Source organism: Bradyrhizobium sp. USDA 241 (genome assembly GCF_049739505.1).
GTDB lineage: Bacteria > Pseudomonadota > Alphaproteobacteria > Rhizobiales > Xanthobacteraceae > Bradyrhizobium > Bradyrhizobium liaoningense.
Genome location: NZ_JBMGPZ010000005.1, coordinates 1,279,009 through 1,305,331, shown reverse-complemented (window position 1 = coordinate 1,305,331; position 26,323 = coordinate 1,279,009). Strand labels below are relative to the sequence as shown.

The following is a 26,323-nucleotide window of genomic DNA, read 5'->3' as shown; positions in this document are numbered from 1 at the left end:
ACCGTGCGTTTCCTACTGCACGCTCAGGGCCACGAAGCGCAGCTCGCCGTCGCCGTTGGAGACCAGCAGCAGCACCGATTTCTTGCCGTCCTTCTTGAGCTGATCGACCCGCTTCTGGATGTCGGCACCGCTGGAAACGGCCTCCTGCGCCACCTCGACGATGACGTCGCCGGCGGACAGGCGCTTCTCAACTGCGTCGGAATTGGCGTCGACATTTGTGACGACCACGCCCTTGACGCTGTCCTTGATCTTGTAGCGCGTGCGCAGATCCTTGTTCAGCGATGCGAGATCAAGGCCAAGCGCCTTCTGCGTCACCAGCTTCTCCGGCGCCGGCTCGTCGGTCTTCACCGCAGCCTGCACCTTCTCGGGATCCTGGAGGCGCCCCAGCGTGACCTTCTTGGTCTCTTCCTGCCCCTTGCGGATGATGACGACGTCAACCTCCTTGCCGACCGCCGTGTCGGCGACGACGCGGGAGAGATCCTTCGGATCCTTGACGTCCTTGCCGTCGAACTTGACGACGACGTCGCCGGGCTCGATGCCGGCGGGCTTGGCCGGACCCTTGTCGTCGACGCCGGCGACCAGCGCACCGCGCGCCGGCTTGATGTTGAGACTCTCGGCGATCTCGTCAGTGACGCTCTGGATGCGCACCCCAAGCCAGCCGCGGCGCAGTTCGCCGAACTGGCGGAGCTGATCGACGACGCCCACCACCGTCTTCGACGGCACGGCGAAGCCGATGCCGATGGAGCCGCCGGATGGAGAGATGATCAGCGTGTTGACGCCGATGACGTCGCCGTCGAGGTTAAACAGCGGACCGCCGGAATTGCCGCGATTGATGGAGGCGTCGGTCTGGATGTAGCTGTCGTATGGTCCTGATGAGATGTCGCGGTTCTTGGCCGAGACGATGCCGGCGGTCACCGTGCCTCCCAGGCTGAAGGGATTGCCGATCGCGACCACCCAGTCGCCCAGGCGCAGCTTGTCGGAGTCGCCGAACTTGACCGCAACCAGCGGCTTCGGCGGCTTGATCTTGAGCACGGCGAGATCGGTCTTCTTGTCGACGCCGACCAGCTCGGCCTTGATCTTGGTGCCGTCGTTGAGGATGACGTGTATCTCGTCGGCGTCCGCAATGACGTGGTTGTTGGTGACGACGACGCCTGATGCGTCGATGATGAAGCCGGAGCCGAGCGAGTTGGTCTTGCGCGGCGGGTTGTCGCCGCCCTTGCTGCCGCCACCGGGACCCCGGCGGTTCTTGAAGAAGTCGTCGAAGAACTCTTCGAACGGCGAGCCGGGCGGCAGTTGCGGCATGGTGTTGCTGCCGCCGCCGCCCTTGGCCTCGACCGTCTGGGAAGTCGAGATGTTGACGACCGCGTCGATCACCTTCTCGGCGACATCGGCGATGCCATCCGGTCCGCGCGCATAGGCCGGCGTGCCGAACGCGCTGAAAGCACCGACGGCGAGCGCGGCCAGCCCAATTCGCACACCAAGTCGCACGCGACGGCGCGAGCGGGACGGGGCAGTGGTGGCAGCGGTCATTGTGATCTCCAGACAAAGGGATTCGGCGCCAGACTGCGCTCGAACGGGGGCACGGCGCAAGCGCGGAGCTTAACGGGCCTCAAGACCCCGACAATACGACGAAAACCGGTCCGGCGCCTTCACTTTGGCGTTGGCCTGATGCCCTAAATTGGGCGCCGGATAACCCAGATCAGGACCAGACCGGCCACGGCCGAACCGATTCCAACCGCCCGCAGCACGTTGTCCGGCGTAGCGATGGCGCTCTTCATGGCTTTGCGCATCCAGTTGGGACTGGCTGCGAACATCAAGCCTTCGAGCACGAACAGGATGCCTAGGCCGATGAGGAAGTCGGCGAACGCAATGGACCTCATCGGAATGGAACTCCCCGCTATACTGTTCTTGTCTGGACAGAGGGCGGCCAGACCGGCCGCCCCCTGTCTAGCTTACGGCTTCGCCGGCGTCTCGGTCGCCATCTTGCCGGACGGGTTGCTGAAGTACCGGAAGAAATCCGAATCCGGTCGCAGCAGGAAGCGGGTGTCGTTCGAACGGAGCCCGTTCTCATAGGCCGTCATCGACCGGTAGAAGGCGAAGAAGTCGGGGTCCTGGCCGTAGGCCTCGGCGAACAGGCGGTTGCGCTCGGCGTCGCCAATGCCGCGTGTTTGATCGGCTTGCGACCTCGCTTCTGCCTCGATCACGGTGGCCTCGCGGTCGGCCTTGGACTTGATCTCCTGCGCCTTCTGACCGCCCTGTGCACGGAACTCGGCGGCCTCGCGTTCGCGCTCGGTCTTCATGCGCTGGTAGACCGCCTGGCTGTTCTGATCCGGCAGGTCAGCGCGGCGGATCCGGACGTCGACGACCTCGATGCCGTAGCCGTCGGCTTCGCGATCGAGCTGGTCGCGGATGCGCAGCATCAGCTTCTCGCGGTCGTCGCGCACCACGTTGATGAAGGTGACCTCGCCGAGCACGCGGCGCAGCGCCGCGTTCAGGAGCGTGGTGAGCTGGACGTTGGCAGCCTGGATCGAGCCGATGCTCTGATAGAAGCGCAACGCGTCCTTGATGCGGTAGCGCGCGAAGGCGTCGACCACGAGCCGCTTCTGGTCGGACGCGATCGCTTCCTGCGACGGATTCTCCAGGTCGAGGATCCGCTTGTCGATGTTGATCACCGAGTTCCACGGCGCCTTGAAATGCAGGCCGGGCGCGGTGACGACGTCGACGGGCCGGCCGAACTGGAGCACGATCGTCTGCTCGGTCTGCTGCACCGTGAATAGCGACATGTAGGCTACGATCAGGAGCAGAAGCAGCCCGAGCAGCGTGACGAAACCTGTAACCGGAGACCTCATCGGCTGCCTCCGCTCGACTGCGGACCGGTGGTAGGCGGCCGCTTGGTCGTCAGTTCGGGAAGCGGCAGATAGGGCACGACGCCCTGCCCCGCGGCGCTGCCGCCGTCATAAATGAGCTTGTCCGCGCCACCGAGCACGCGTTCCATAGTCTCCAGATAGATCCGTTCGCGCGTCACGTCGGGCGCCTTCTTGTACTCGTCGTAAACCTTCAGGAAGCGCGCGCTCTGGCCCTTGGCCTCGGCGACCGCCTGCTCCTTGTAGCCTTCGGCAGCTTGCAGGATCTGCGCGGCACGGCCGCGCGCCTGCGGCACCACCTGATTGGCGTAAGTCTGCGCTTCGTTTTGCAGCTGCTCGAGATTGGCGCGCGCCGCCTGTACGTCGCGGAAGGCATCGATCACCTGCGCCGGCGGATCCACCTTCTGCATCTGCACCTGGCTGATCTGGATACCCGCGCCGTAGCTGTCCAGGGTCCTCTGGATCAGTTCGTGCACGTTCTGCTCGGTGACGTTCCGCGCGCCGGTCAGGATCGGCTGGATCTGCGAGCGGCCGATCACCTCGCGCATCGCGCTCTCGGCTACCGCCTTCACGGTGCCTTCGGGATTCTGGATGTTGAAGAGGAAGTCGCCGACGCCGTCCGGCTTGATGCGCCAGAGCACGGTAAAGTCGACGTCGACGATGTTCTCGTCGCCTGTCAGCATCAGGCTCTCTTCAGGCACGTCGCGAATGGAGCGGCCGCGCCGCGCCGGATCGTCGATCAGCGTCATGCCGATGGAGGTGGTGTTGACGCGCAGCGCCTTCGGCAGCAGCACGGTCTCGATCGGATAAGGCAGATGATAGTTCAGGCCCGGCTGCACGGTGCGGACATGCTTGCCGAAGCGCAGCACGACGCCGAGCTCTTCGGACTGCACGCGGAAGAAGCCCGACAGCAGCCAGAATGCAACGATCAGCAGGATGATCAGCGTGATGCCGATGCCGGAGAAATAGCCGCCCGGCATGATCTGCTGGAGGCGGTCCTGGCCGCGCCGCAGAAGGTCTTCCAGATCGGGCGGCCTCGGCCCGACCGGTTGCGGGCCTGAGCCCCATGGTCCCTTTGGACCCGAGCCCCATGGGCCACCGCCCTGATTCTTCCACGGCATTCGATGATCTCCTCGGCAGGGTGGAATTGCCCCCGCCCGCTTTGTCCGGTCCGGCTTTATAGGGGACAGGCAGGTCCCTTACAACGCAACCCGGGCCGTCCTCCGAGCTATGCTCGGGCACGAAAAAGTCAATGTAAACATTGGCGAATGCGGTTAATGGCCGCCCGCCGACGATATGTCACATAGGAGAAATCGGCGCTGTCGTCGGGTCCGGCAGGATGACGGATGCGCGTGGTCTCCTCCCACCCGGCCTTGTCGATGTCGAAATGCGTGTCGCCTTCGGGCCGCGCATGCACTTCGGTGATTTCGAGGCGATCGGCGCGATCGAGCCATTGCCGGTAGATCTCGGCGCCGCCGATCACCGCGATCTCAGTGACCGAACGCCGCAGGGCATCGCCGCGCGCGACCGCCTCCGCCTCCGCGGCCGATGTCGTGACGATGGCGCCCGCGGCACGATAAGCCGCATCGCGCGTGATCACGATGTTGGTGCGGCCCGGCAGCGGCCGGCGCAGGGATTCGAAGGTCTTGCGGCCCATGATCACCGGTTTGCCGATGGTGAGGGCCTTGAAGCGCGCCATGTCGGATTTCAATCGCCACGGAATGGCGTTGCCGGCGCCGATGACGCCGTTCTCCGCAATCGCGACGACGAAGACGATCTCCATCAGGGCGCACTCCCGGCAAGCCGCCTCAGCGCGGGCCCGGTGACGCGGCACAGCGTCCAGTCGTCCATCATGACGGCGCCGAGCGACTTGTAGAAAGCGATCGACGGCGCGTTCCAGTCGAGCACCGCCCATTGCAGGCGCGACCAGCCGTTCTCGACGCATTCCCTGGCGAGATGGACCAGCAGCGCCTTGCCGAGGCCCCTGCCCCGATGCGACGGCCGCACGTAGAGATCTTCGAGATAGATGCCGTGGCGGCCGCTGAAGGTGGAGAAATTCGCAAACCACACCGCGAAGCCGACCGGCTCACCGTTCCACTCGGCGATCGCGCAATAGAGTTGCGGCCTTTCACCGAACAGCGCGTCGGCGATGTCGGCCTCGGTCGCCTCCACCTCGTGCGAGAGCTTTTCGTATTCGGCAAGCTCGCGGATGAAGGACAGAACGAGGCCGGCTTCTCCGGCCTGCGCACGACGGATGGCCAACGACATCTGGGCTAGACCGCGACTTCCGCCTTGATGTGCGGATGCGGATCGTAGCCGACGAGCTCGAAATCCTCGAAGCGGAAGGAGAAGATGTCCTTTACATCAGGGTTGATACGCATCACCGGCAGCGCGCGCGGCGCGCGGGTGAGCTGGAGCTTGGCCTGCTCCAGATGGTTGGAATAAAGATGGGTGTCGCCGAGCGAGTGCACGAAGTCGCCGGGCTTCAGCCCGGTGACCTGCGCCACCATCATGGTGAGCAGCGCATAGGAGGCGATGTTGAAGGGCACGCCGAGGAAGACGTCGGCCGAGCGCTGATAGAGCTGGCACGACAGTTTGCCGTTCGCGACATAGAACTGGAACAGCAGGTGGCAGGGCGGCAGCGCCATCTTCTCGACGTCGGCCGGATTCCAGGCGGTGACGATCAGCCGGCGGGAATCGGGAGTGCGCTTGATCATGTCGATGACATTGGCGATCTGGTCGATGCTGCGCCCGTCGGCCGTGGGCCAGGAGCGCCATTGATGGCCGTACACCGGGCCGAGATCACCATTGGCGTCCGCCCATTCGTCCCAGATGGTGACACCGTTGTCGCGCAGATATTTGATGTTGGTGTCGCCCTTCAGGAACCACAATAGCTCGTGCACGATCGCCTTCAGCGGCAGCCGCTTGGTGGTCAGCATCGGGAAGCCGGCGGACAGATTGAAGCGCATCTGGTGGCCGAACACGGAAAGCGTGCCGGTACCGGTCCGGTCTGTCTTCTCGGCGCCGTCTGAAAGAATCCGCTCGAGCAGGTCCTGATACTGGTGCATGTGCCAAAAGCCTTAGGAAGACGGCAGCCTCGGGGGAGGCGGCGAAGTTAGCGGCCGCCCCCATGCTGCGACAGCAGCGATTCGCTGTCCGCGGCGATTATACCCGGAAAAATGAGTGTCCCGGCACAAACGACAAGGGCGGAACCTGCGTCCCGCCCTTCTGCCTATCAGCTTGATCGCATTGCCTAAGTTGCCGGCTTGAGCACCGGGGTCCACTTCGCGATCTCGTTCTTGACGAGGGCGGCCAGCGATTCCGGCGTCCGTTCGGCGGGGCCCGGGATGACGCTGCCGAGCTCGAGCAGGCGCTTGCGCACAGTCTCGTCATCGAGCGCCTTGACGGCCGCAGCATTCAGGCTCGCCACGACCGCCGGCGAGGTTCCCTTGGGTGCGAACATCGCGTTCCAGGCCTGGGCCTGGAACTTCGGCAGGCCCGCTTCGGCCGTCGTCGGCACGTTCGGCAGCGACGGATTGCGCTCCGGCGTTGCGATTGCATAGGCCTTGATGGTGCCGGCGTTGATCTGCGGCACGGCGTTGACGATCTGGTCGCACATGTAATCGACCTGGCCTCCGACCAGCGCATTCATCGCGGGTCCCGTGCCGTTGAAGGGCACGCCGACCGGCTTGATGTCGAGGATCGAGTGGAGGAGTTCGCACGAGACGTGCGAGACCGAGCCGACGCCGGCATGCGCGGCGTTCACCTTCTCGGCGTTCGCCTTCACATAGGCGACGAACTCATTCAGATCCTTCGGCGGAAAGTCCTTGCGCGCGAGGATCAGGATCGGCGTGCCCGCGAGCAGCGCGATCGGCTCGAAATCCTTCTCGGGATGGTAGGCCAGCTTCGGATAGAGCGGCACAGATGCGGCATGCGTGCCCATATGACCGGTGATCAGCGTATAGCCGTCATTGGCCGCGCGCGCGGCACGCGTGGTCGCGGTGGTGCCGCCGGCACCGACGACGTTCTCGATGATGATGCTTTGTCCCAGTGTCTGCGCCATGTGCGAGGTGACGATGCGCGCGACGACGTCGGTCGGCCCGCCGGCCGCGAACGGCACGATCATGGTGATGCTGCGCGTCGGGTAGGTCTGCGCCTCGGCCGCCGCGATGAAGGTGCCCAGCGAAGCAAGCGCTGCGGCACATGCGCCCGTGAGCGCGCGAAGAAAGGTCATGTGGATCCCCTTGGACACAAACACACTGCCGGCCCAAAGGCCGCTATTTTCATTTCACGAAGCCGTCACACAAGTCGATTCGACTTCCGAATGCGGCGCGCCGACGCAGGACGTGGCGCGCCGTTGGACGGCGACCTCAGTTCTCGGACTCGGTGAACACCTCGTCGCGCTTGGCGCGCAACGCCGGTAGCACCGTAAGGACAAGAAGACCCGCCGCAACCGCCAGCAGCACCGCCGACAACGGACGCGTGACGAACACGCTCCAGTCGCCGCGCGAGATCAGCAGCGCGCGGCGCAGGTTCTCTTCCATCAGCGGTCCCAGCACCATGCCGAGCAGCAACGGCGCCGGCTCGAAATCGTGCTTGATCAGCCAGTAGCCGACGAGACCGAAGATACCGGCCAGGATGACGTCGGCCGGTGCGTTGTTCACCGAATAGATGCCGATCGCGCAGAAGATCACGATCGAGGGGAACATCAGCCGGTACGGCACGCGCAAGAGGCGCACCCAGATTCCGACCAGCGGCAGGTTGATGATGATCAGCATCAGATTGCCGATCCACATCGAGGCGATCATGCCCCAGACGAGATCCGGCTGCTTCTGCATCACCTGCGGACCCGGCACGATGCCGTGAATGGTCATCGCGCCCACCATCAGCGCCATCACCGCGTTCGGCGGGATACCGAGCGTCAGCAGCGGGATGAAGGAGGTCTGTGCCGCGGCGTTGTTGGCGCTCTCCGGCCCCGCCACACCCTCGATAGCGCCGCGACCGAATCGCGACGGGTCCTTGGCCAGCTTCTTCTCGAGCGTATAGGCCGCAAACGACGCGATGACCGCACCGCCGCCGGGCAGGATGCCGAGGATCGAGCCGAGCACGGTGCCGCGCAGGATCGGCGGCGTCGAGTCGATCAGGTCCTTCCTGGTCGGCATCAGGCCGGTGATTTTCTGCTGCACGAGATCGCGGTTCATCCCGGCGCCATGGTCGAGGTTGCGGATGATCTCGGCAAAGCCGAACACGCCCATCGCGACCGTCGCAAAACCGAGACCGTCGGCGAGTTCGGGAATGTTGAAGGCCATGCGCGAGGCCCCGGTCTCGATGTCCGAGCCGACCATCGACAGCAGCAGGCCGAACACGATCATCGCGATCGCCTTCAGCACCGAGCCCTTGGCCAGGACCACCGCGAAGATCAGGCCGAGCACCATCAGCGAGAAATATTCGGCCGGGCCGAACGCCAGCGCGAGTTTCGTCAGCGGCGCGCCGAGGATGGCAATCAAGACGGTCGCGACGCAGCCGGCGAAGAACGAACCGATCGCCGCGATCGCCAGCGCCGGGCCGGCGCGGCCCTGCTTGGCCATCTGGTGGCCGTCGATGGCGGTGACGACCGATGTCGCCTCACCGGGTATGTTGACGAGGATCGACGTGGTCGAGCCGCCATATTGCGCACCGTAATAGATGCCGGCGAGCATGATCAGCGCGCCGACCGGCGGCAGTCCAAAGGTGATCGGCAGCAGCATCGCGACGGTCGCGATGGTGCCGATGCCCGGGAGCACGCCGACCAGCGTGCCGACGAGGGCGCCGATCAGGCACATCAGGAGATTGATCGGAGAGAACGCGACGGCGAAGCCGTGAGCGAGGTTGGCAAAGATATCCATCACGCCCTCACTGGATCAGGAAACGCGGAAACATCGGCATCGGCAGCCCGAGCACGTATGGAAACAGGATTGCGCAACCGAGCGTCAGGCAGGCGCCGACGATCACCGCTTCGAGCCACCGCGTCTCGTGCGAGCCCGTCGCCGCGATCATGAAGCTCGCGAAGGCCGTGACCACGACGCCGAGCGGCCGAATCGCCAGCGCGAAGAAGAGGATCGCGGCCACCACGAACAGCGGTCCGCGCCAGGAGTAATGGGCCATTGCAGGCCCATCGGTCAGAAGGCCGGTCAGGGCGATGCCGGCGGACAAGGCGACCAGCAGCCCGCCGAACATGCGCGGCGCGGTCCCTGCGCCGAAGGAGAAGCCTCGCATGCCCTGCAAATCACTCGATGCCCACAGCGCGAACAGGGCGACCGCCATCAGGACGACGCCACCGACATAGTCCTGCGCCGAGCGGATCGTCATGAACAGCGTGAGGATCGCCACCGCGAACAGCGGATAGGAATAGATCAGCGCCAGCAGCACCTCGGACGACATCTTCTTGGTGCCGCCGCCGAACGATCCGAATATGGCAGCGGGTGCGCCGGCGAGCAGCGCCGTCACGTGGCTGGTCACGACCGTCGCCGGGCCGCGGCCGGTCCCCCACCCGAAGAGTGTTCCGGTCGACCAGATCAATTCGAAAATCTGCGGCGCAATCGCCAGCAGACAAAAGCCGAGCGCCACCTTGGTGTTTCGGATGGCTGTCGCTGAGTGGCCCATCGTGTCGGCCATGCCTGTCTCCTCCGCGACCCGTAAGTCACGAGCACTGTTGTTCTAAATCGGCTGGAACTGGATCCCCCGTCCGGATCACTGCCTAGCGATTTTCATTACACAATGCCAGCAAAACCCAACACGCCCCCGGCGAGCAGGAGCCACAGTGGATTGACGCGCGAGACGGATGCCACCACCGCAACCATTGCGGTCAGAAGCAGTGCAGCAATGCTGCGATCGGTGGACTGGGCCAGGATCAGGGCACTCGCCGCCATCAAACCAATCGAGAGCGGAACCAATGCAGCCTGGATCAGACCGGGCCAGCGCGATTGGCTGGGGCGATTCAGGAGCCGGCTGACATAATAGGCAAGCAACGCCGTCGGCAGGCACATCGCCAGCGTCGCCGCCAGCGCGCCGGGGATGCCGGCCACGGCATAGCCGATTAACGTCACGATAAGCACGTTCGGACCTGGCGAGAGCTGCGCGATCGCATAGGCGTCCGCGAACTGCTTGTCGGTCATCCAGTGATTCACCTCGACCGCGATGCGGTGCATCTCGGGCACCGCTGCCGCAGCCCCGCCGACGGCAAATAACGACATCAGACCGAAGGTGGAGATCAGCGACCAGATCGGGCTGTGGCCGGTCATGCTGCTACTTTCCGCCGCAGGAAATAAGTGAGGCCGATACTGATGGGGATCGCGACCAGCAACACCGCCTGGAGCGGCAGGCGAAGCACGCCGATGGCGAGGAACACGCCGAGCATCAGGATCACCGCGAAGGGATCCGCCCGCTTGAGCAGCGGCGTCATCATGCGGAAGACCACGGCGATCAAGAGGCCGACCGCCGCACAGGAGATGCCGGCAAGGATTCGGCGCAGCACCTCGAGATCGCCGAATCGGGCGTAAGCGATCGCAAGCGCCGTCATGATCAGCGTCGGCGGCAGCAACAGCCCGGCAAAGGCGGCAATGCCGCCGGCGATGCCGCGCAGCCGCGATCCGAACACCATCGACAGATTGACGATGTTGGGCCCGGGCAGGAAGTGGCAGAGCGCAAAGGTCTCGTTGAACTCGTCCGCGGTCATCCAGCGGTGCTGCTCGACGATCGCGCGGCGGGCAAACACCAGGACCCCGCCGAAACCGGCCGCGACATCCTGGCGAAGGCCAGAAACAGCGCGACCAGGCTCGGCGGGGCGGCGGCGAGATCCGGCTCTTGGACGGCCGGTGCTGAATCCGAGGACATGTCAGGAGCTTAGAACGAGGGTCGGGCCGCGGCCAAGACGATCCGGAACCTATCCAAAGGGAACCGCAGCCAATCCGCTCGAAACCCCTGTTTTTCGAAAGCTTTGCGCCCTATATTGGGGATGCCGGTTCGCCGGCTATGGAAATAAACGGTCGTCGCAATAAACCATTCGGACCCGGGGGCGGTACCCGGCGCCTCCACCAAAGCCCACCATCGGGCTAGCCCAGAAGCGGGTTTTGGCGGGGGCGAAATAGGATCGACGAGGGCGTAAAGGGCGTACTTTTTCCCGGTATTGTTCCGCCGTTATCGGGCTACTGCAATAGTTGCCAACGACAACTTTGCTCCGGTTGCTCAGGCTGCGTAACGCAGTTTGAAAGACCACTCTAAAGTCCTAGCGGGTTAAGCTCCGCTAGGCGGGGTTCGGAGGCACCTGGCAACAGAAGCCTCCACTTTAACTCTTTCATTTCTTCCCCGGCGGGGACTCCTGCTCACCCGTCAGGCGCGGTACTATTGCGGCTTGGCGAGTCGGGCCGACAGGGTCCGGCTTCGGGAATGCAACAGGACCACCATGGCGACCGATCATATCCGATATGATGTGCTGGCCCGCGACGCGCTGCGCGGCGTGCTGCGGAAGGTGCTGACCGATGCCGCGGCCCATGGCCTGCCGGGCGAGCACCATTTCTTCATCACCTTCGTCTCGAAGGCCGAGGGCGTGAAGCTGTCGCCGCGGCTGCTCGCGCAATATCCGGAAGAGATGACGATCATCCTCCAGCACCAGTTCTGGGACCTGACCGTGCTCGAGGACCGCTTCGAGGTCGGCCTGTCCTTTGGCGGCATTCCGGAGCGGCTGGTGGTGCCGTTCAGTGCCATCAAGAGCTTCCTCGATCCGTCCGTGAAGTTCGGCCTCCAGTTCGACACCTCCGACGTCGCCGAGGTGCCATCCGAGACTTTGCCTGCAGCGCCCGCGCCGTCGGCTGTATCGGTCCCGGCACCTGCGACCGAGACAGCGGAAGCCACCGACGAGCCGACTCCGCCGAGCCAGGGCGGCGCCGAAGTCGTGCGGCTCGATCGTTTCCGTAAGAAATGATCTAGGTTGGGCTCGAGCCCGTCGCACACAGCCAAACTGCGTATATAGAGAAGCACATGAAATGGCCGCGCGGCTTTCGCGTGGCGGAATGGATGTGCTCATGGCCAAGAAGACCCGCCCTTCAAGCTCCGCGACCCGCATCGAAACCGACAGCTTTGGTCCCATCGAGGTCCCCGCCGACCGCTATTGGGGGGCCCAGACCGAGCGCTCGCGCCAGAATTTTCGCATCGGCACCGACCGCATGCCGATCTCGCTGGTGCATGCCCTCGGCATCGTCAAGCTCGCTGCGGCGCAGTCCAATCTCGAGCTCGGGCTGCTCGACCAGCGCCGGGCGGGCGCCATCATCCGCGCCGCGCGCGAGGTGATCGAAGGCAGGCTGGACGATCATTTTCCGCTTGTCGTGTGGCAGACCGGCTCCGGCACGCAGAGCAACATGAACCTCAACGAGGTGATCGCCAACCGCGCCAATGAGCTGCTCGGCGGCGAGCTCGGCGCCAAGAAGCCGGTGCATCCCAACGACCATGTCAACATGAGCCAGTCGTCGAACGACTCGTTTCCCACCGCGATGCACATCGCGGCCGCAAGCCGCATCAATGCCGATCTCGTCCCTGCCCTCGGCGAATTGCTCCGCGCGCTGCGCAAGAAGGAGAAGGAGTTCGCAAGGATCGTCAAGATCGGTCGCACCCATACCCAGGATGCGACGCCCCTGACGCTGGGCCAGGAATTTTCCGGCTATGCCGCGCAGGTCGAAAGCGGCATTGCCCGGCTCAAGGTCGCGGTGAAGGACCTCTATCCGCTGGCGCAGGGCGGCACCGCCGTCGGCACCGGCCTCAACTCGAAGCCGCGCTTTGCAAAGCTGTTCGCAAAGCATGTTGCCCGCATCACGAAGCTCCCGTTCACCAGCGCCGCCAACAAATTCGAGGCGCTGGCCTCGAACGACGCCTATGTGCTGGCGCACGGCGCCATCAATTCGGTCGCGACCGGCCTGTTCAAGATCGCCAACGACATCCGCCTGCTCGGCTCCGGCCCGCGTTCGGGTCTCGGCGAGCTGATCCTGCCGGAGAACGAGCCGGGCTCCTCGATCATGCCCGGCAAGGTCAATCCGACCCAATGCGAGGCGATGACCATGGTGTGCTGCCAGGTGTTCGGCAATCACACCGCCATCACCGTCGCCGGCAGCCAGGGCCATTTCGAGCTCAACGTCTACAAGCCCGTGCTCGCCTACAACATGCTGCACTCGATCCGCCTGATGGCGGATGCCGCACGCTCCTTCACCGAACATTGCGTCAGCGGCATCCGCGCCGACGAAAAGCGCATCAAGGAGCTGATGGAGCGCTCTCTGATGCTGGTCACGGCGCTGGCCCCCAAGATCGGCTACGACAACGCGGCAAAGGTCGCCAAGACGGCGCATGCCAACGGCACCACGCTGAAGGAGGAGGCGTTGCGGCTCGGCTTCGTCTCGGCCGACGAGTTCGACCGTCTGGTCCGCCCCGAGAAGATGACCAGCCCGGGATAGATTTCCGAATTCCGACAGCCATCCGTAATGATACGGACCCTCGGCCCTCCAGAAATATGCGGTTTTGGGGGAGGGATTTGATTACCGTCAATGTTACGGCGGAGCGGCGTGTTACGCACCTCTACTGCCCTCGACGGGCGAAATTCATCGTTTGATGGGCCGATTGACGAGGACGAGCGAATGGCGATCAAGTCTTTCGGGGCGCAACGCGGCACCCTGTTTCTGAATGTTTCATCCCACCTAGCGAGGATCGGATGATGGAGACACGGCATGGGGAACGTCATCAACCTGAATCGATTCAGGAAGCGCGCCGAGCGGGAAGCCTCGGCGAAGCAGGCGGACGCCAACCGGGCGAAATTCGGTCGCACGAAGGCGGCACGCTCGGCGGAGGAGAAGCGGGCGGACCAGGCCAAGGAGCATCTGGACCAGCACCGGATCGATCACGAGGAGCAGCCATGAAGTCGCCCGTCGTGAAACGGTCAATCGTCGTCGCCGGCCACAAGACGAGCGTCAGCCTGGAAGAGGCGTTCTGGAACGGCATGAAGGAGATCTCCGGCCTGCGCAACATGACGTTGTCCGAGCTGGTCGGCGAGATCGACAACAACCGCCAGCAAGGCAATCTGTCTTCGGCGATCCGCCTTTTCGTCCTGGACTACTTCAAGAGCCGCGCCATGGCCGCCCAGCCGGACAAGGTCCCGGCCCAGTAGCCTTCGGGGGCGCCCACGAGGGCACCCCGGCTGCACACTTTAAAATCACTCTAAGGTGCAGCTTCCGCGAACGTGCGCGCTTGACCTCGATGCCTTGCGTTGAAAATACAAGGCATGACCGACACCACTGACACGCGTCCGCACATCCCGCTGGGTCTGGCCCAGCGCGGCTATACCGGCGTCATCCAGCACCTTTCCGCCAAGCAGGCGGGCTCGGCGCTCTCGGACGTCGAGCTCGAAAGCCGCCTGATCGAACTCGGCTTCGTCGAGGGCGCCCGGGTCGAGATCTTGCATGAGGGGCTGGTCGGGCGCGATCCGATCGCCGTACGGGTCGACAGCATCACCATCGCGGTCCGCCGTCGCGAAGCCATGGCCATCATCGTCGCCTAGATCGCGACGGGACGCCTCATCCGGGCCCTGATCACATGGAACTACCCCTGCTGCATCTCGCCCTGGTGGGCACGCCGAACAGTGGCAAGACCTCGCTGTTCAACGCCCTGACCGGCAGCCGGCAGAAGGTTGCGAACTATCCCGGCGTGACGGTCGAGCGCAAGGAGGGCTTCTTCGTCACCCCCCTGGGACGCCAGGTCTCGGTGGTCGACCTGCCCGGCACCTATTCGCTGCGCGGCCGCAGCCCGGACGAGGAGATCACCCGCGACTTCGTGCTCGGCAAGGCCAGCGGCGAGACGGTGCCCGATCTCGTGCTGTGCGTCGCCGATTCCACCAATCTGCGCCTGACCATCCGCCTGCTGCTCGAGCTCAAGCGCACGGGACGGCCGATGATCCTCGTGCTCAACATGTTCGACATCGCGAGCCGCCGCGGCATCACTGTCGACGTCGAGCGGCTCGCCAAGGAGCTCGGCGTGCTTGTAGTCACCTCGATCGCGGTGCGCAAGGGCGGCACGGCCGATCTGCTCCAGCTGACCGACGACATCTCGGCGAAGCTCGCCGAGCCGCAGGAGAACAGCTGGCGCGCGCTCAGCGTCAGCGAATTGCGCGCCACCCAGCGCGAGGCCGACCGCATCATCGCCGACTGCGTCAGCCTGCCTGCCAGACCCGATACCTGGACCGCGCGGATCGACGCCGTGGTGCTGCATCCGGTCGGCGGCCTCATCGTGCTCGCGCTGATCCTGTTCGTGATGTTCCAGGCGGTGTTCGCCTGGGCGCAGCCGCTGATGGACCTGCTCAATTCGGGCTTCGATGCGCTGGGCGAGTTCATCCAAGCCACCCTGCCCGGCGGCCTGCTCCAGAGCTTCCTCCAGAACGGCGTGATCTCGGGCGTCGGCAGCGTGATCGTGTTCCTGCCGCAGATCATCATCATCTTCCTGTTCATCCTGCTGCTGGAAGATTTCGGCTACATGGCGCGCGCCGCCTTCCTGATGGACCGCATCATGGGCGGCGCCGGCCTGCACGGCCGCGCCTTCATTCCGCTGCTGTCGAGCTTTGCCTGCGCCATTCCCGGCATCATGGCGACGCGCGTCATCGACAACAAGCGCGACCGGCTGACCACGATCCTGATCGCGCCGCTGATGACCTGCTCGGCGCGCATTCCGGTCTACACGCTGATCATCTCGGCCTTCATTCCGGCCAGGGACGTCTGGGGCTTCATCAACCTCCAGGGCCTCGTGATGTTCGGCCTCTATGCGGCCGGCATCATCAGCGCGCTGCTGGTTTCGTTCCTGATCAAATTCTTCATGCTGCGCGACTTTGCGCCGGCGCCGTTCATGCTGGAGCTGCCGGACTACAAGATGCCGCGGCTGAAATCGATCGCGATCGGCATCTACACCCGCGCCAAGATGTTCCTGCAGCGCGCCGGCACCACGATCTTCTCGATGATGGTGCTGATCTGGTTCCTGGCCTCGTTCCCGCAGCCGCCCGCAGGCGCCACCGAACCCGCCATCGACTTCAGTCTCGCCGCGATCATCGGCAAGGCGATGGAGCCGCTGCTCGCGCCGGTCGGCTTCAACTGGCAGATCGCGGTCGCCCTGATCCCGGGCATGGCGGCGCGCGAAGTCGCGGTCGCAGCCCTCGGCACCGTCTATGCGATCGAGGGCGGCAAGGAAGCGGCCGAGCAGATCGGCCAGGTGCTGGCGACGAAATGGTCGCTGGCGACCGCGCTGTCGCTGCTGGCCTGGTACATCTTCGCCCCGCAATGCGCCTCGACGCTGGCCGTGATCCGGCGCGAGACCGGAAGCTGGGCCTGGATGGCCGTGACCTTCGCCTACATGCTGGTGCTAGCCTATGCGGCGAGCCTCGTCACGTACAACGTCGCGGTCGCGTTCGGGGCGGGATAGCCCTCGCCAGATCAAAAACGCGAAAACAACCCCATGCACAGTAGACGGGAGCCGTGAAAACAATGACTTACGGATTTTCCTAAATCCGCTTGCATCGTCGGGCAAAACAGCGGCATAATGGTATCATCGGCCCGCTCGGCAATGGCGACCTTCTCGAAATGCGTCCATCTGGCTCCATCGATCGCTTCGTCACCGAACGACTGACCGCCGAACGACTGCGCGAGGCTGATCTCGCTGATCTCGTCGCATTGCATCTCGATCCCGAGGTGTCCCGTCACCTCGGCGGCGTGCGCTCGGCCGAGACAACGAAGGAATATCTCGACGTCAACATGGCGCATTGGGACCGGTACGGCTTTGGGCTGTGGGCGCTGCGAACGAGCGACGGGGCGTTCGCGGGACGGGCGGGCCTCCGGCACATCCTGGTGGATGACATCGACGAGATCGAGATCGCCTACGCGTTCACGCGCAGTCTCTGGGGCCGGGGACTTGCCGGTGAGATCGCGACCGCGATGACGCGCATCGGACTGTCACAGCTCACGCTAACGTCCGTCATCGGCATCGTGCATGTCGGGAACGGTGCATCCCGCCGCGTGCTGGAGAAATCGAACTACCTTCTCGAGCGGAGCACCAACCGCCACGGCGAGGACGTGGTGATCTACCGCATCCGCGGCGAAAGTCCCAATCACCGGATTGGAGCGCGCTGAAGTCCGGACCTGCTTGTGTTCAATCTTGAGGATGACTGGGCCATCTCGAGCCGCTCACCATCGACGCCAGAATTGAGCCAACCGATACAATTGCGAGAAGCAGGCGGGTCATCCTCTCTCCTGATTTTGTCGATTGCCGTGCGTAAGATCCACTGACCGTTTGCCTCGCCAGAACGCAAGACCGGTCACTCGCTTTCCTCCACTCTGGCGACCCGAACCTGTGCGCCGCCGTCACGTAGGGCTTGATCCATCTCAAGCTTCGGAACGGCCGGCGACGTGAGCTTCCTTCGATCGGGCAGCCAAAGCAGTTGTCGTGATCAGATCGATTGTCGCGCCGGCTTCGCCGTGTGGAGGGGAAGATGAAACGAGCCGCACTCATGACGACCATTCTCGCCCTTGGGATGATCCTTGGAACACGGGCCGAGCCCCAGATCGTCCAATGTTCGTCCTACTACATTTCGGAGATCACCCTTGTATCGACCGCTGACGGCGAGGCCGGTCATGTTCAGACCTTCGTGGGATTTGGTCTCTCCGAGGAAGAAGCCGAGAGGAAAGTCATGGGGTGGTGCTCACATATCAAGTTCGATCTTGAAACGTGTTTGCGTTCGGATCGCGTCACCGCCCGCAACGCGCCTTCGGAGGGAGGCAGAGGCTTGCTTCATTTCAAATACATGAAGGCAGTGGCGCGCGTGACCGGGTGTGACTGACGGCAAGCCGCACCGGATCGTGAGCTCATCCCACACGTTTCAGCGTCCACGACGTCACCTGTTGGATGGACCAAGCAGATACGATCTCTTGTCGAGGCGACGCCGAAGAGCTGCCTTTGCCTTGTTCGGACCAAATCAATGGCATCGATGCTGCGCGCGCGAAAGCAAACTGCGCCGCTTCCCGGGGATGTTGCAGGCAGCCTCTACGGGTTGCAGATCCACGGCCCGGCTTCGCAACGGATGCTGCGTAACGTTGATCTACATCAACGTAGATGAGGCCGCTCTCGCCACCTTCATTGCGCAAACGCGAGGCGCTGACGGTTCAGCCTGCGAGTCACGAGCTTTACCCACACCCGGAGAGGCCCGTGATTGTCGCGTTGTGTTTTGCTCGGAGGCCGCGCTGTAGAATTGCTTGAGCTGCACGCAGCTTCCGGCATGACGTGACCCGGGCGGGCCGGCCTCACCATCGGCAAAGCGGCGCAATGGCATAGACGAACGTGGGGAGGGGCACGGAGCGAGCGACATGCCACTGTTGGCGTATTTCTGGAAAGTCGGCGCAGCGTTGCTCGCGCTTCTCTTCGTTGCGGACTTTTGTCTGCCCAAGGCGGCCGTCACCGAGAAGACGGCAGTGGAGCAGCCGGCCATCCTAATTCACTCGGATCGAAAATGGCCTGAGCGCGTGGTCCTCGACACGACCATGCGGGCGATCGTGGCGATCGCATCTACGCCTTCGATCACCGAGCCCACCCCCCTCGTCCCTGCAACAGCACCGGTCATTCGGGCAGAGACACCAGCGCTGGCCAATGCACTTGCGATGGCACGCTCGGATTTGCCGCCGCGCGAAGCCGTCGAGCGCAAGCGGCTGCGAAAGATGCAACACGTCGCAACGCGGTCGAAACGGCACGGAGCACCGCTGATGGTTCTGGCGACCCGGCCCCCACAGTTGGGGTGGCTTGGCTACCGGTACTGGTGATCGCAAGGGCGCTCGCACTGCATTCGATCACGTTCGGCGTTGCCGGCGTCCGGCCGATCATCCGGACGCCGTTCGCACGGCATCTATTGGTACGAGGCGCAGACGCCTCCCTGCCAGCGGACGCATCGACGCACGGCCCGACGCGTCTGGCGGACCGTGGTCCTTGCGACGCATACGCCGTTGATCCGTGTTCTTCCCGGTCCGCATGCAGCAGCGACCGGGACAATCAAGCTGTCCGTCTGAACGAGCGGCGCCGGCGTCATGCCATGTGCCGAAGTTCCGACCAACAGAGCGAAAGTCAAAACGGCGAACCACCTCGTCATTGTGCACCTCCTATGTTGAAAGGATCGATTGTCTGCAAGGCCTGCCTCAGCACAGGGCATGGAAAGCCGCTGCGCTTCCATGTTGCGCTAGATCAAGCCTACGCCGATCTCGCCGTTGCTCCTCGCCATTCCGATCCAAATAACGTTGCGATGCGTCAGCGACGCTGAGCTGAAGCGTCGATGGAGCGGGTTGCCGCCTTCCTGATCGAAATGGACAGGCGGCTCACCGCGGCAGCAGTCTCGCGCTACCGATGACCCGGCGCGACATCGCGGATTATCTCGGCCTGACGCTCGAGACCATCTCGCGGTCGCTCTCGTATTTGCGCGAGCTCGGCATCCTTCGCTTCATCGACAACAACCAGCGTCACATCGTCATCATGGACAGAAGGCAACTCGCCGACCTCGACCAGCAGAATTGACCTTGAACGCGCCGGACATCCCTCGCGCTTGTTCGGCTGCCCGTGAAAAAGGCCCCGGTCGATGCCGGGGCCTGAGTTCACCGGGAAGACTTGAGGTCAATAGCGAGCCCCATATCCGCCGAAGCGGTAGTTCAACCGAAGCGTGACCAGGTCCACATCCTGGCTGACCCCGCTACCGGTGAGGACGAACCCTCCGGGCGTGACCACGCCTGCGTAGCCGAAATTGTCACGACCCATCCAGAGATGGTCATACTCGATGCCGAACGACCAGTTCGGCGTGAAGCTGTATTCCCAGCCGACACCCAGAGCGCCGCCCCAGCGCGTGTGGCCTGCCGAGGCCAGGCCGACCCCGGTGACGTTGTTGAATACATCGAAGCGATTGCGCGTCACGGCAGCGCCGCCCTTCACGTAGAATAGCGAGGCGTTCCAAGCCCAACCGAGTTGGGCCGTGAACAGCCCGATGGCGTCGATCTTGCCTGTGGTCGAGATCAATGGATCGATCAGGCTGACGCGCGTGTTCTTGATTTCGGCCCAATCACCCTGCGCTTCCAGGCCGAGCACAAACTGATTGGTTTGCCAGCGATACCCGATCTGTCCGCCCACGAGGCCTCCGGAGCGATCGGCGCAACCGCCTGCGACTGTCCCTGCGGGCGTTACGAAATCAACGCAGCCATGGCTCTGCCCCCAGCCTCCGTTGGCGCCAATGTAGAAGCCGCTCCAGTTGTAGACCGCCGCCACCGGCGCCGGCGGCGGCATTGCTTTGACGGCCATGTCGGCTGCCATGGCCGGAGCCGTCATGCTCAGCGCCGCGAAGCCGATCGCAGCAATTGAAAATCCCTTCATCGTCTCATCCCCTTTGCTCGTATATTCTTCCGTTGGAACGAGCTCTTATGCAGGCTGGCGTGCACAAGTGCTGCGAACATCCAGAAGTTTAGGCGCGAGCGGACTTCAGGCCCGTACCAAAATGGCAACACTCAAGGGCGATCGCTATGCATGGTAACGTGCTTAGTCGGCGTCCGGCGTTCGAGGCGCTGCGGCGTCGTCCTCTTCCTCGGCAAGCCAAGCGGCGATGCAGGACGCTGGAATGAGTCGCCGGGGAAGGTGCGGATTGATCGTGCCAGCGAAGACAGCGAGGCCATCATCGAGCTTTGCGCGCGCGAACATCTTGGCCTCGGCCTCTGTCGCAAACGTCTTCGTCTCACGCGGGCTCCGCGCTCTCAAGAGCAGACCCCGTTTTCGAATTTCAAAGGTGACGTACCAAGTCGAGATCATTGCGCACACCAAGATGGCACCAGCCTTTGCCATGCGTTCTGGTGCGGCTGTCATCGGCGTGCTTGATTCAGATCAAGCTACCGCCTGACTATATCCCGTGAGCAGTCAACACGCCGACCTCGTCGCCTGCATTCGATGCGGAAGTGGGACCGGTACGGCTTTGGGCTGTGGGCGCTGCGAACGAGCGACGGGGCGTTCGCAGGACGCGGGCCTCCGGCACATCCTGGTGGATGACATCGACGGGATGGAGATCGCCTACGCGTTCATGCGCAGTCTCTGGGGCCGGGGACTTGCCGGTGAGATCGCGACCGCGATGACGCGCATCGGATTGTCACAGCTCGCGCTAACGTCCGTCATCGGCATCGTGCATGTCGGGAACGGTGCATCCCGCCGCGTGCTTGAGGAATCGAATTATCTCATCGAGCGGAGCACGAACCGCCACGGCGAGGACGTAGTGATCTACCGTCTCCGGTGGTGAATGTCCCCGTCACCGGATTGGAGCGCGCTGAAGTCCGGACCTGCTTGTGTTCAATTTTGAACCGACAGAACGAGCGTGATCCGCACCTACTTCTGAACGGCGGGACACGGCTCGCCGGGAACTCGGCCGCTGCTGAAGAGTTCCTTGTACGGACCTGTCTTGGTCCAGCCCAGCTTGTGGACGCTTGGGGCAAACAGCGGACTTCCGGAACCTGCGTAAGGGGGTACAATGACTGGGCCATCCCGGGCCTCTCCAGACAGCGCCCTCAAGGATTTACCGAGAGTTTCGACCGGCAGTGACGGCCTGGATGACATTCTGGGCGGCGGCTTCGACGCCAATCGGATGTATCTGTACGAGGGGCGGCCGGGCACGGGCAAAACCACGATTGCGCTTCAATTCCTTCTCAGCGGCGTGCGCGATGGCGAACGCGTGCTCTATATTTCCCTGTCCGAAACCAAGCAGGAGCTGACGGTGGTCGCGCAGCGGCACGGCTGGTCCCTGCAAGGGGTGGACATATTCGAGCTGGTCCCGCCCGAGACCACGCTCGATCCGGAGCGGGAGCTCACGGTCTTCCATCCCGCCGAAATGGAATTGAGCGAAACGACGGGTCTGATCTTCAAGGAGGTCGAACGGATCAACCCCACGCGCGTGGTGCTCGACAGCCTCTCCGAGCTTCGTCTGCTTGCCCAGAACCCGCTTCGTTACAGGCGCCAGGTGCTGGCCTTGAAGCATTTCTTCACCAACCGCAATTGCACGGTCGTGCTCCTCGACGATCTCTCGTCCTCCCAGGACGATCTGCAACTGCATTCGATTGCACACGGCGTCGTCATGCTCGAACAGCTCGCGATCGATTACGGGGCAGAGCGACGACGGATCCGCGTGATCAAGATGCGCGGCATTCGATTCCGCGGCGGCTTCCACGACTTTACGATTGCAAAGGGCGGGTTGCGGATCTTCCCGCGCCTCGTGGCGGCCGAGCATCACAAATCGTTTCCCGGCGAGTTCGCGCCCAGCGGCAATCCCGAGCTGGACCAACTCCTCGGAGGCGGTCTCGAGCGCGGCACCAACGCCCTGTTCATCGGCGCTGCCGGAGTGGGCAAATCCTCGCTCGCGCTCACTTATGCGATAGCGGCCGCGGAACGTGGCGAGCACGCTGCGTTCTTTGCCTTCGATGAAGGCCGCGGCACCGTGGAAGCTCGCGCCCGGACGCTTGGCCTGCCTCTCGAAAAGCACGTCGAGTCCGGCCTTATTCGGTTTCAACAGATCGATCCAGCCGAGCTGTCGCCGGGCGAGTTCGCGGCAACCCTGCGCAGGAGCGCGGAAATCGACAACGCCCGCGTGGTCATCATCGACAGCCTCAACGGTTACCTGAACGCGATGCCGGACGAGCGGTTTCTCATCCTGCAAATGCACGAACTGCTGACCTACCTGGCGCAGCAGGGCGTGCTCACCATCCTGATCCTCGCTCAACATGGGCTGGTCGGTCCGATGGATACGCCGCTCGACATCAGCTATTTGAGCGACGCAGTGCTCATGCTGCGCTATTTCGAGTCCGGCGGATCGGTGCGGCGCGCCTTGTCTGTCGTCAAGAAGCGCAGCGGAAACCACGAGCACACCATCCGCGAGTTTCGGCTCGGCAGCACCGGTGTCAAGCTCGGCCCGCCCCTCACGAACTTCATGGGCATCTTTTCGGGCAATCCGCGTTATACCGGCACGGACATCCCCGAAGGATCGGCCTGATGAGCGCCGACCGCGGCCAGCGTGTTCTCATTTTCGCTCCGATCGGCCGCGACGGGCCGGCGTCGGCCGAGCTTTTCCGCGGTGCGAGCCTCGAAGCGGTCAACTGCCGAAGTCTGCCCGAACTCGTCAGCGAGATGAGTGCCGGCGTGGGCGCGGTCTTCCTTGCCGAGGAAGGGCTATTCGGGAAAGACACGGCGCCGCTCGCTGAATGGATCGCCAGCCAACCGCCATGGTCCGACCTCCCCTTTGTCGTTCTCACCAGCCATCGAGAGCAGCCCGCGGTCGTCGCCTGGCGCCGCGATATCGTCGCCCTGCTTCGCAACGTTTCGCTGCTCGAGCGACCGGTCCAACCGATCACGCTGACCAGCGCGGTTCAATCGGCGATGCGGGCGCGGCGGCGTCAATATGAGATCCGGGCCCTGATCGCAGCGCGCGAGCAGACTGCGCAGGAGCTCGAAAAACTGGTGGTCGAGCGCACGCGAGAGCTGAAGGAGGCCAACGAGCAACTGCGTCTCGAAATGAACGAGCGCGCTCGCGTCGAGGAGACGCTTCGCCAGGCGCAGAAAATCGAGGCCATCGGCCAGCTCACCGGCGGGGTCGCGCACGACTTCAACAATCTGCTGATGGTGATTTCCGGCGGCCTCGACATGCTCGACCGCCAGACGGATCCAAACCGGCGCCGGCGCCTGATGGACGGGATGGTCCAGGCCGCGCAGCGCGGCGCCAGCCTGACCAAGCAGCTGCTGGCATTCTCACGCCGGCAGAGGCTGCGCCCCGAAGCCGTCGACGTCGCCATGCAGATCGGCGGTATGCGCGAGCTGCTCGATCGAAGCCTGCGAGGCGACGTCCACGTCGAATTCGACTTCCCGGATGCTCTTTGGCCGGTGGAGGTCGATCCCGGCGAGCTCGAGCTGGTCATTCTCAATCTGGCCGTCAATGCCCGGGATGCGATGCCCAACGGCGGCACCATCGTCGTCCGCGCCGAGAATCTGCCTGATCTGAATGACGGGGAGATCGCTGGCGACTATGTACGACTGTCGGTCATCGATACGGGCGTTGGCATGCCTCCGGAGATCCTGTCGCGGGTCTTCGAGCCGTTCTTCACGACCAAGGACGTCGGCAAGGGGTCCGGACTGGGGCTCGCGCAGGTCCACGGGTTTGCGACCCAGTCACGCGGGACAGTCCGCATCAAATCTCAAGTCGGTCGGGGCACCAGCATCGAGCTCTACATGCCCCGCTCGTTGAATCCCGCTTCCAAGCAACGACACTTGATCGATTTCAATAGGGCAGTGCGGCCGAAGAAGAACGGCCAGGGCCAAATCCTGCTGGTCGAAGATGACGACGAGGTGGCCGCACTCGTTGGTGAGATGCTCGGTCAGCTCGGCTACGAAGTCACGCGGGCCGCCAGCGCTGCAGCTGCTCTCGGTGCTCTGGCCGATGGTCGTTCTGTCGATCTCATCTTTTCGGACATCATGATGCCGGGCGGCATGAATGGCGTGGAACTCGCGCGGGAGATCAGGAGACGGCGCAGCGACATACCCGTACTGCTGACCAGCGGATACGCCGAGGCCGCGATCCATGAGGCCGAAACGGCGGGTATCCAGATATTAGCCAAGCCGGACCACATCGACGAGCTGGCCGCGGCGCTGAACGCCGCGAAGTCGACCCTTCAAATTGATACGCAATCCAGACGCTCCGGCTCTTTGCTGAACTCTTGAGGTTCGGTGCGTCAGGCAGGATTGACCGACGCCTACCGGAAATACCCCAGCACGAGATCGACATCCGAGCTGCCTGCGACCGTGCCGTTCAACTCCGCGTCGATGACGCGACGGCAGGCATCGACGGCGGCGTGGTCGCCAAGATCGTTGGCGGCTTCCAGCACGAGCCAGGCGGCGTCGACCGACGCCTTGTCCGGTGCGCCGCCGCCGAGATCGGTGGTGACGGCATTTCCGAGGTTCTTCTTGCGAACGGCGGTGCCGAATTGAGGCAACATTGCAAATACTCCCCTTCGAATTCCGGGATGATGCTCACTGCACCCGACTGAAGCGCGATGCGATCAGGATGAATCATTGCGCTTCAGGCTGTTGTTTGAGCATGATCTTTTCGGAAAGCCGCTGTGCACTTTTCCGGATCATGCTCTAGTGGACCTGGAACTCGGGCTGACGGCCCGTAACGGTCTCGGCACCCGCGCCATTCTTGCGCGACTGGTAGAACTTCAAGATGCTGCGCGAGGTCTCGATCTTGAGCCGGCCGTACTCGCGCTCGTTGTCCTGGAGCTCGCGCGCCGTGATCAGATGATCCTTGGCGCCGAGGAACAGGAGCGACATCGTCGTGTCCCAGGAGAAGTCGAGCGCCTTGCACAAGACCAGGATCATCTCGCGGTTGCGGTCCATCAGCGCGCGCTCGATCACGTCGACAGGCAGCGACGAGAGCAGCGACAGGCCGATCTGCACCTCGTCGAAGCGATGCTGGCGCGCATAGTTCGAGATGGAGCCCTGGTTGAGGTTGCCCTGCCGGTACTGCGTCGTGACCACGCGCTTGGCGACGAAATAGCTGCGCGAGGACGGGCCGAACTTGGACTGAAGATCGCCGGTGAGCTCGGTCACCGAGCTCTGGATCTGCGCCATCATCTCGGGCCGCTCGGTCTCGAGGCGGCGGCGCACGTCTTCCGAAGCCTTCGAGATGAGCTGCTGGAAGATGTGACGCGGCACGTCCTTGCGCAGGCCAAGCTGTTCGGCGAGAATCGAATCGCCCTCGGCGCGGCGGACCATGTGCAACAGGCCCGACCCGGAGAAGCGCGCGCCGTCGTTCCTGGCAACCGACGTCACGACCTCATGGTTTCCGCGCTTGACCAGCACGTCGGTCACGGCTTCGCCGATCGACTTGCGCTGGGCGATCGCAAGCAGATGCGACTGGCTCTTGGTCAGGGCGCTCTCGACCAGCATTTTCTCGTCGAGACGATTGGACTCGCGCAGCACGGGACCGGCGACCTCGATCTCGTCGTCGAGCGCGAGCTTTTCGATGACGTTGAGTGGCGCGTGATCGCAAGCCGCCATCAGCTCCGAGAGCTGCGCCCGCGCGGCGACCTCGATCTCCTCGGCGAGCCGACCGATGACCTCGCCGAACGTGGAGATCTCGTCGTCGCTGTAGCGGCCCGTGATCAGGATATCGGTCGCATGCCACAACGCCTTCGCCCGGCTTTCGTCGGTGCCGCGCGCGATCGCGTCGTCCAGATCCTGTAGAAGCGATTTCGCCCCGTTCATCTCGATCACCCCAGTTCTTGGTAGCCGTTTGGCAAGCCGTCCCGCGAGCTATCGCTGAAAGTTGGTGACGGCGGGAATCGGGAAGGCGGCATATCGTGGGGGTG

General features: G+C 63.7%; 26 protein-coding genes, 1 other RNA gene and 3 pseudogenes. 14 read left to right on the top strand and 16 right to left on the bottom strand.

What is annotated here, in order from left to right:
- Nucleotides 1-12: 12 nt before the first annotated feature.
- From ABIF91_RS28045 to ABIF91_RS27990, 12 genes and pseudogenes are all read right to left on the bottom strand, one after another.
- On the bottom strand, nucleotides 13-1,530 hold the full coding sequence (locus tag ABIF91_RS28045) for a Do family serine endopeptidase (RefSeq protein ID WP_028177122.1): 1,518 nt from the start codon (nucleotides 1,528-1,530) through the stop codon (nucleotides 13-15).
- A gap of 143 nt (nucleotides 1,531-1,673) precedes the next feature.
- Nucleotides 1,674-1,880 (bottom strand): DUF2065 domain-containing protein, encoded by a 207-nt coding sequence (locus tag ABIF91_RS28040; protein ID WP_028177121.1) that lies wholly within the window; start codon nucleotides 1,878-1,880, stop codon nucleotides 1,674-1,676.
- Nucleotides 1,881-1,952: 72 nt separating this feature from the next.
- Nucleotides 1,953-2,849 (bottom strand): protease modulator HflC, encoded by an 897-nt coding sequence (hflC, locus tag ABIF91_RS28035; RefSeq protein ID WP_028177120.1) that lies wholly within the window; start codon nucleotides 2,847-2,849, stop codon nucleotides 1,953-1,955.
- Nucleotides 2,846-3,985, bottom strand: coding sequence for an FtsH protease activity modulator HflK (gene hflK / locus ABIF91_RS28030; protein ID WP_028177119.1), 1,140 nt, complete (start codon nucleotides 3,983-3,985; stop codon nucleotides 2,846-2,848). Before hflK ends, hflC begins: the two co-directional genes overlap by 4 nt.
- A 128-nt stretch (nucleotides 3,986-4,113) precedes the next feature.
- Nucleotides 4,114-4,647, bottom strand: a complete 534-nt coding sequence (locus ABIF91_RS28025) for a dihydrofolate reductase (RefSeq protein ID WP_028177118.1) — start codon at nucleotides 4,645-4,647, stop codon at nucleotides 4,114-4,116.
- Entirely contained in the window at nucleotides 4,647-5,132 is a 486-nt protein-coding gene (locus ABIF91_RS28020; protein ID WP_028177117.1) for a GNAT family N-acetyltransferase, read from the bottom strand. The genes ABIF91_RS28025 and ABIF91_RS28020 overlap by 1 nt, the downstream gene beginning before the upstream one ends.
- Nucleotides 5,133-5,137: 5 nt before the next feature.
- Nucleotides 5,138-5,932, bottom strand: coding sequence for a thymidylate synthase (locus tag ABIF91_RS28015; RefSeq protein WP_028177116.1), 795 nt, complete (start codon nucleotides 5,930-5,932; stop codon nucleotides 5,138-5,140).
- A gap of 185 nt (nucleotides 5,933-6,117) precedes the next feature.
- Nucleotides 6,118-7,098 (bottom strand): tripartite tricarboxylate transporter substrate binding protein BugD, encoded by a 981-nt coding sequence (locus ABIF91_RS28010; RefSeq protein ID WP_028177115.1) that lies wholly within the window; start codon nucleotides 7,096-7,098, stop codon nucleotides 6,118-6,120.
- Between the two features lie 136 nt (nucleotides 7,099-7,234).
- Nucleotides 7,235-8,749 (bottom strand): tripartite tricarboxylate transporter permease, encoded by a 1,515-nt coding sequence (locus ABIF91_RS28005; protein WP_028177114.1) that lies wholly within the window; start codon nucleotides 8,747-8,749, stop codon nucleotides 7,235-7,237.
- A 7-nt stretch (nucleotides 8,750-8,756) separates the two neighbouring features.
- Nucleotides 8,757-9,518, bottom strand: a complete 762-nt coding sequence (locus ABIF91_RS28000; RefSeq protein ID WP_028177113.1) for a tripartite tricarboxylate transporter TctB family protein — start codon at nucleotides 9,516-9,518, stop codon at nucleotides 8,757-8,759.
- 95 nt (nucleotides 9,519-9,613) lie between these two features.
- Nucleotides 9,614-10,144 carry a chromate transporter gene (locus ABIF91_RS27995; RefSeq protein WP_028177112.1) on the bottom strand — a complete coding sequence of 177 codons (531 nt, stop codon included), beginning with the start codon at nucleotides 10,142-10,144 and terminating at the stop codon, nucleotides 9,614-9,616.
- A pseudogene (locus tag ABIF91_RS27990) lies at nucleotides 10,141-10,736 on the bottom strand (chromate transporter). The gene ABIF91_RS27995 and the pseudogene ABIF91_RS27990 overlap by 4 nt, the downstream one beginning before the upstream one ends.
- Nucleotides 10,737-10,820: 84 nt before the next feature.
- Here ABIF91_RS27990 and ssrA point away from each other — a divergent pair.
- The 11 genes and pseudogenes from ssrA to ABIF91_RS27935 all read left to right on the top strand — a co-directional run.
- Nucleotides 10,821-11,187: a transfer-messenger RNA gene (gene ssrA, locus ABIF91_RS27985) on the top strand.
- A 117-nt stretch (nucleotides 11,188-11,304) separates the two neighbouring features.
- The gene (locus ABIF91_RS27980) at nucleotides 11,305-11,823 is read left to right on the top strand and encodes an SspB family protein (protein ID WP_028177111.1); all 519 of its coding nucleotides are present in this window, start codon (nucleotides 11,305-11,307) and stop codon (nucleotides 11,821-11,823) included.
- A gap of 88 nt (nucleotides 11,824-11,911) precedes the next feature.
- A complete protein-coding gene (fumC, locus tag ABIF91_RS27975; RefSeq protein WP_028177110.1) occupies nucleotides 11,912-13,339 on the top strand; it encodes a class II fumarate hydratase in 1,428 nt (475 codons plus the stop codon).
- Nucleotides 13,340-13,609: 270 nt separating this feature from the next.
- Nucleotides 13,610-13,798, top strand: a complete 189-nt coding sequence (locus ABIF91_RS27970) for a DUF4169 family protein (RefSeq protein ID WP_028177109.1) — start codon at nucleotides 13,610-13,612, stop codon at nucleotides 13,796-13,798.
- A complete protein-coding gene (locus tag ABIF91_RS27965; RefSeq protein ID WP_025038043.1) occupies nucleotides 13,795-14,046 on the top strand; it encodes a ribbon-helix-helix domain-containing protein in 252 nt (83 codons plus the stop codon). The genes ABIF91_RS27970 and ABIF91_RS27965 overlap by 4 nt, the downstream gene beginning before the upstream one ends.
- A gap of 114 nt (nucleotides 14,047-14,160) precedes the next feature.
- Nucleotides 14,161-14,436, top strand: a complete 276-nt coding sequence (locus tag ABIF91_RS27960) for a FeoA family protein (RefSeq protein ID WP_028177108.1) — start codon at nucleotides 14,161-14,163, stop codon at nucleotides 14,434-14,436.
- Nucleotides 14,437-14,471: 35 nt separating this feature from the next.
- Nucleotides 14,472-16,340: a ferrous iron transporter B gene (gene feoB, locus ABIF91_RS27955; protein WP_424579504.1), complete on the top strand. Its 1,869-nt coding sequence runs from the start codon at nucleotides 14,472-14,474 to the stop codon at nucleotides 16,338-16,340.
- A 176-nt stretch (nucleotides 16,341-16,516) separates the two neighbouring features.
- Entirely contained in the window at nucleotides 16,517-17,044 is a 528-nt protein-coding gene (locus ABIF91_RS27950) for a GNAT family N-acetyltransferase (RefSeq protein WP_051393876.1), read from the top strand.
- A gap of 377 nt (nucleotides 17,045-17,421) precedes the next feature.
- Nucleotides 17,422-17,751, top strand: a complete 330-nt coding sequence (locus tag ABIF91_RS27945; protein ID WP_155251776.1) for a hypothetical protein — start codon at nucleotides 17,422-17,424, stop codon at nucleotides 17,749-17,751.
- Nucleotides 17,752-18,283: 532 nt separating this feature from the next.
- The gene (locus tag ABIF91_RS27940; protein ID WP_424579503.1) at nucleotides 18,284-18,724 is read left to right on the top strand and encodes a hypothetical protein; all 441 of its coding nucleotides are present in this window, start codon (nucleotides 18,284-18,286) and stop codon (nucleotides 18,722-18,724) included.
- Between the two features lie 494 nt (nucleotides 18,725-19,218).
- A pseudogene (locus ABIF91_RS27935) lies at nucleotides 19,219-19,466 on the top strand (helix-turn-helix domain-containing protein); the annotation flags it as partial.
- Nucleotides 19,467-19,562: 96 nt separating this feature from the next.
- Here the strand turns inward: ABIF91_RS27935 and ABIF91_RS27930 are convergent.
- Nucleotides 19,563-20,309, bottom strand: a complete 747-nt coding sequence (locus tag ABIF91_RS27930) for an outer membrane protein (protein WP_028177105.1) — start codon at nucleotides 20,307-20,309, stop codon at nucleotides 19,563-19,565.
- A gap of 162 nt (nucleotides 20,310-20,471) precedes the next feature.
- Nucleotides 20,472-20,738 (bottom strand): hypothetical protein, encoded by a 267-nt coding sequence (locus tag ABIF91_RS27925; RefSeq protein ID WP_028177104.1) that lies wholly within the window; start codon nucleotides 20,736-20,738, stop codon nucleotides 20,472-20,474.
- A gap of 84 nt (nucleotides 20,739-20,822) precedes the next feature.
- On the opposite strand from ABIF91_RS27925, the pseudogene ABIF91_RS27920 reads away from it, so the two are divergent.
- The 3 genes and pseudogenes from ABIF91_RS27920 to ABIF91_RS27910 all read left to right on the top strand — a co-directional run bounded on the left by ABIF91_RS27920 (nucleotide 20,823) and on the right by ABIF91_RS27910 (nucleotide 24,674).
- Nucleotides 20,823-21,216: pseudogene (locus ABIF91_RS27920) on the top strand (GNAT family N-acetyltransferase).
- Nucleotides 21,217-21,444: 228 nt separating this feature from the next.
- Entirely contained in the window at nucleotides 21,445-22,956 is a 1,512-nt protein-coding gene (locus ABIF91_RS27915) for an ATPase domain-containing protein (RefSeq protein WP_028177103.1), read from the top strand.
- Nucleotides 22,956-24,674 carry an ATP-binding protein gene (locus tag ABIF91_RS27910; RefSeq protein ID WP_424579502.1) on the top strand — a complete coding sequence of 573 codons (1,719 nt, stop codon included), beginning with the start codon at nucleotides 22,956-22,958 and terminating at the stop codon, nucleotides 24,672-24,674. The genes ABIF91_RS27915 and ABIF91_RS27910 overlap by 1 nt, the downstream gene beginning before the upstream one ends.
- Nucleotides 24,675-24,706: 32 nt before the next feature.
- Here ABIF91_RS27910 and ABIF91_RS27905 read toward each other — a convergent pair whose 3' ends face one another.
- On the bottom strand, nucleotides 24,707-24,949 hold the full coding sequence (locus tag ABIF91_RS27905) for a hypothetical protein (protein ID WP_028177101.1): 243 nt from the start codon (nucleotides 24,947-24,949) through the stop codon (nucleotides 24,707-24,709).
- Between the two features lie 145 nt (nucleotides 24,950-25,094).
- Nucleotides 25,095-26,219 (bottom strand): DUF2336 domain-containing protein, encoded by a 1,125-nt coding sequence (locus ABIF91_RS27900; protein ID WP_028177100.1) that lies wholly within the window; start codon nucleotides 26,217-26,219, stop codon nucleotides 25,095-25,097.
- Nucleotides 26,220-26,323: the final 104 nt, after the last annotated feature.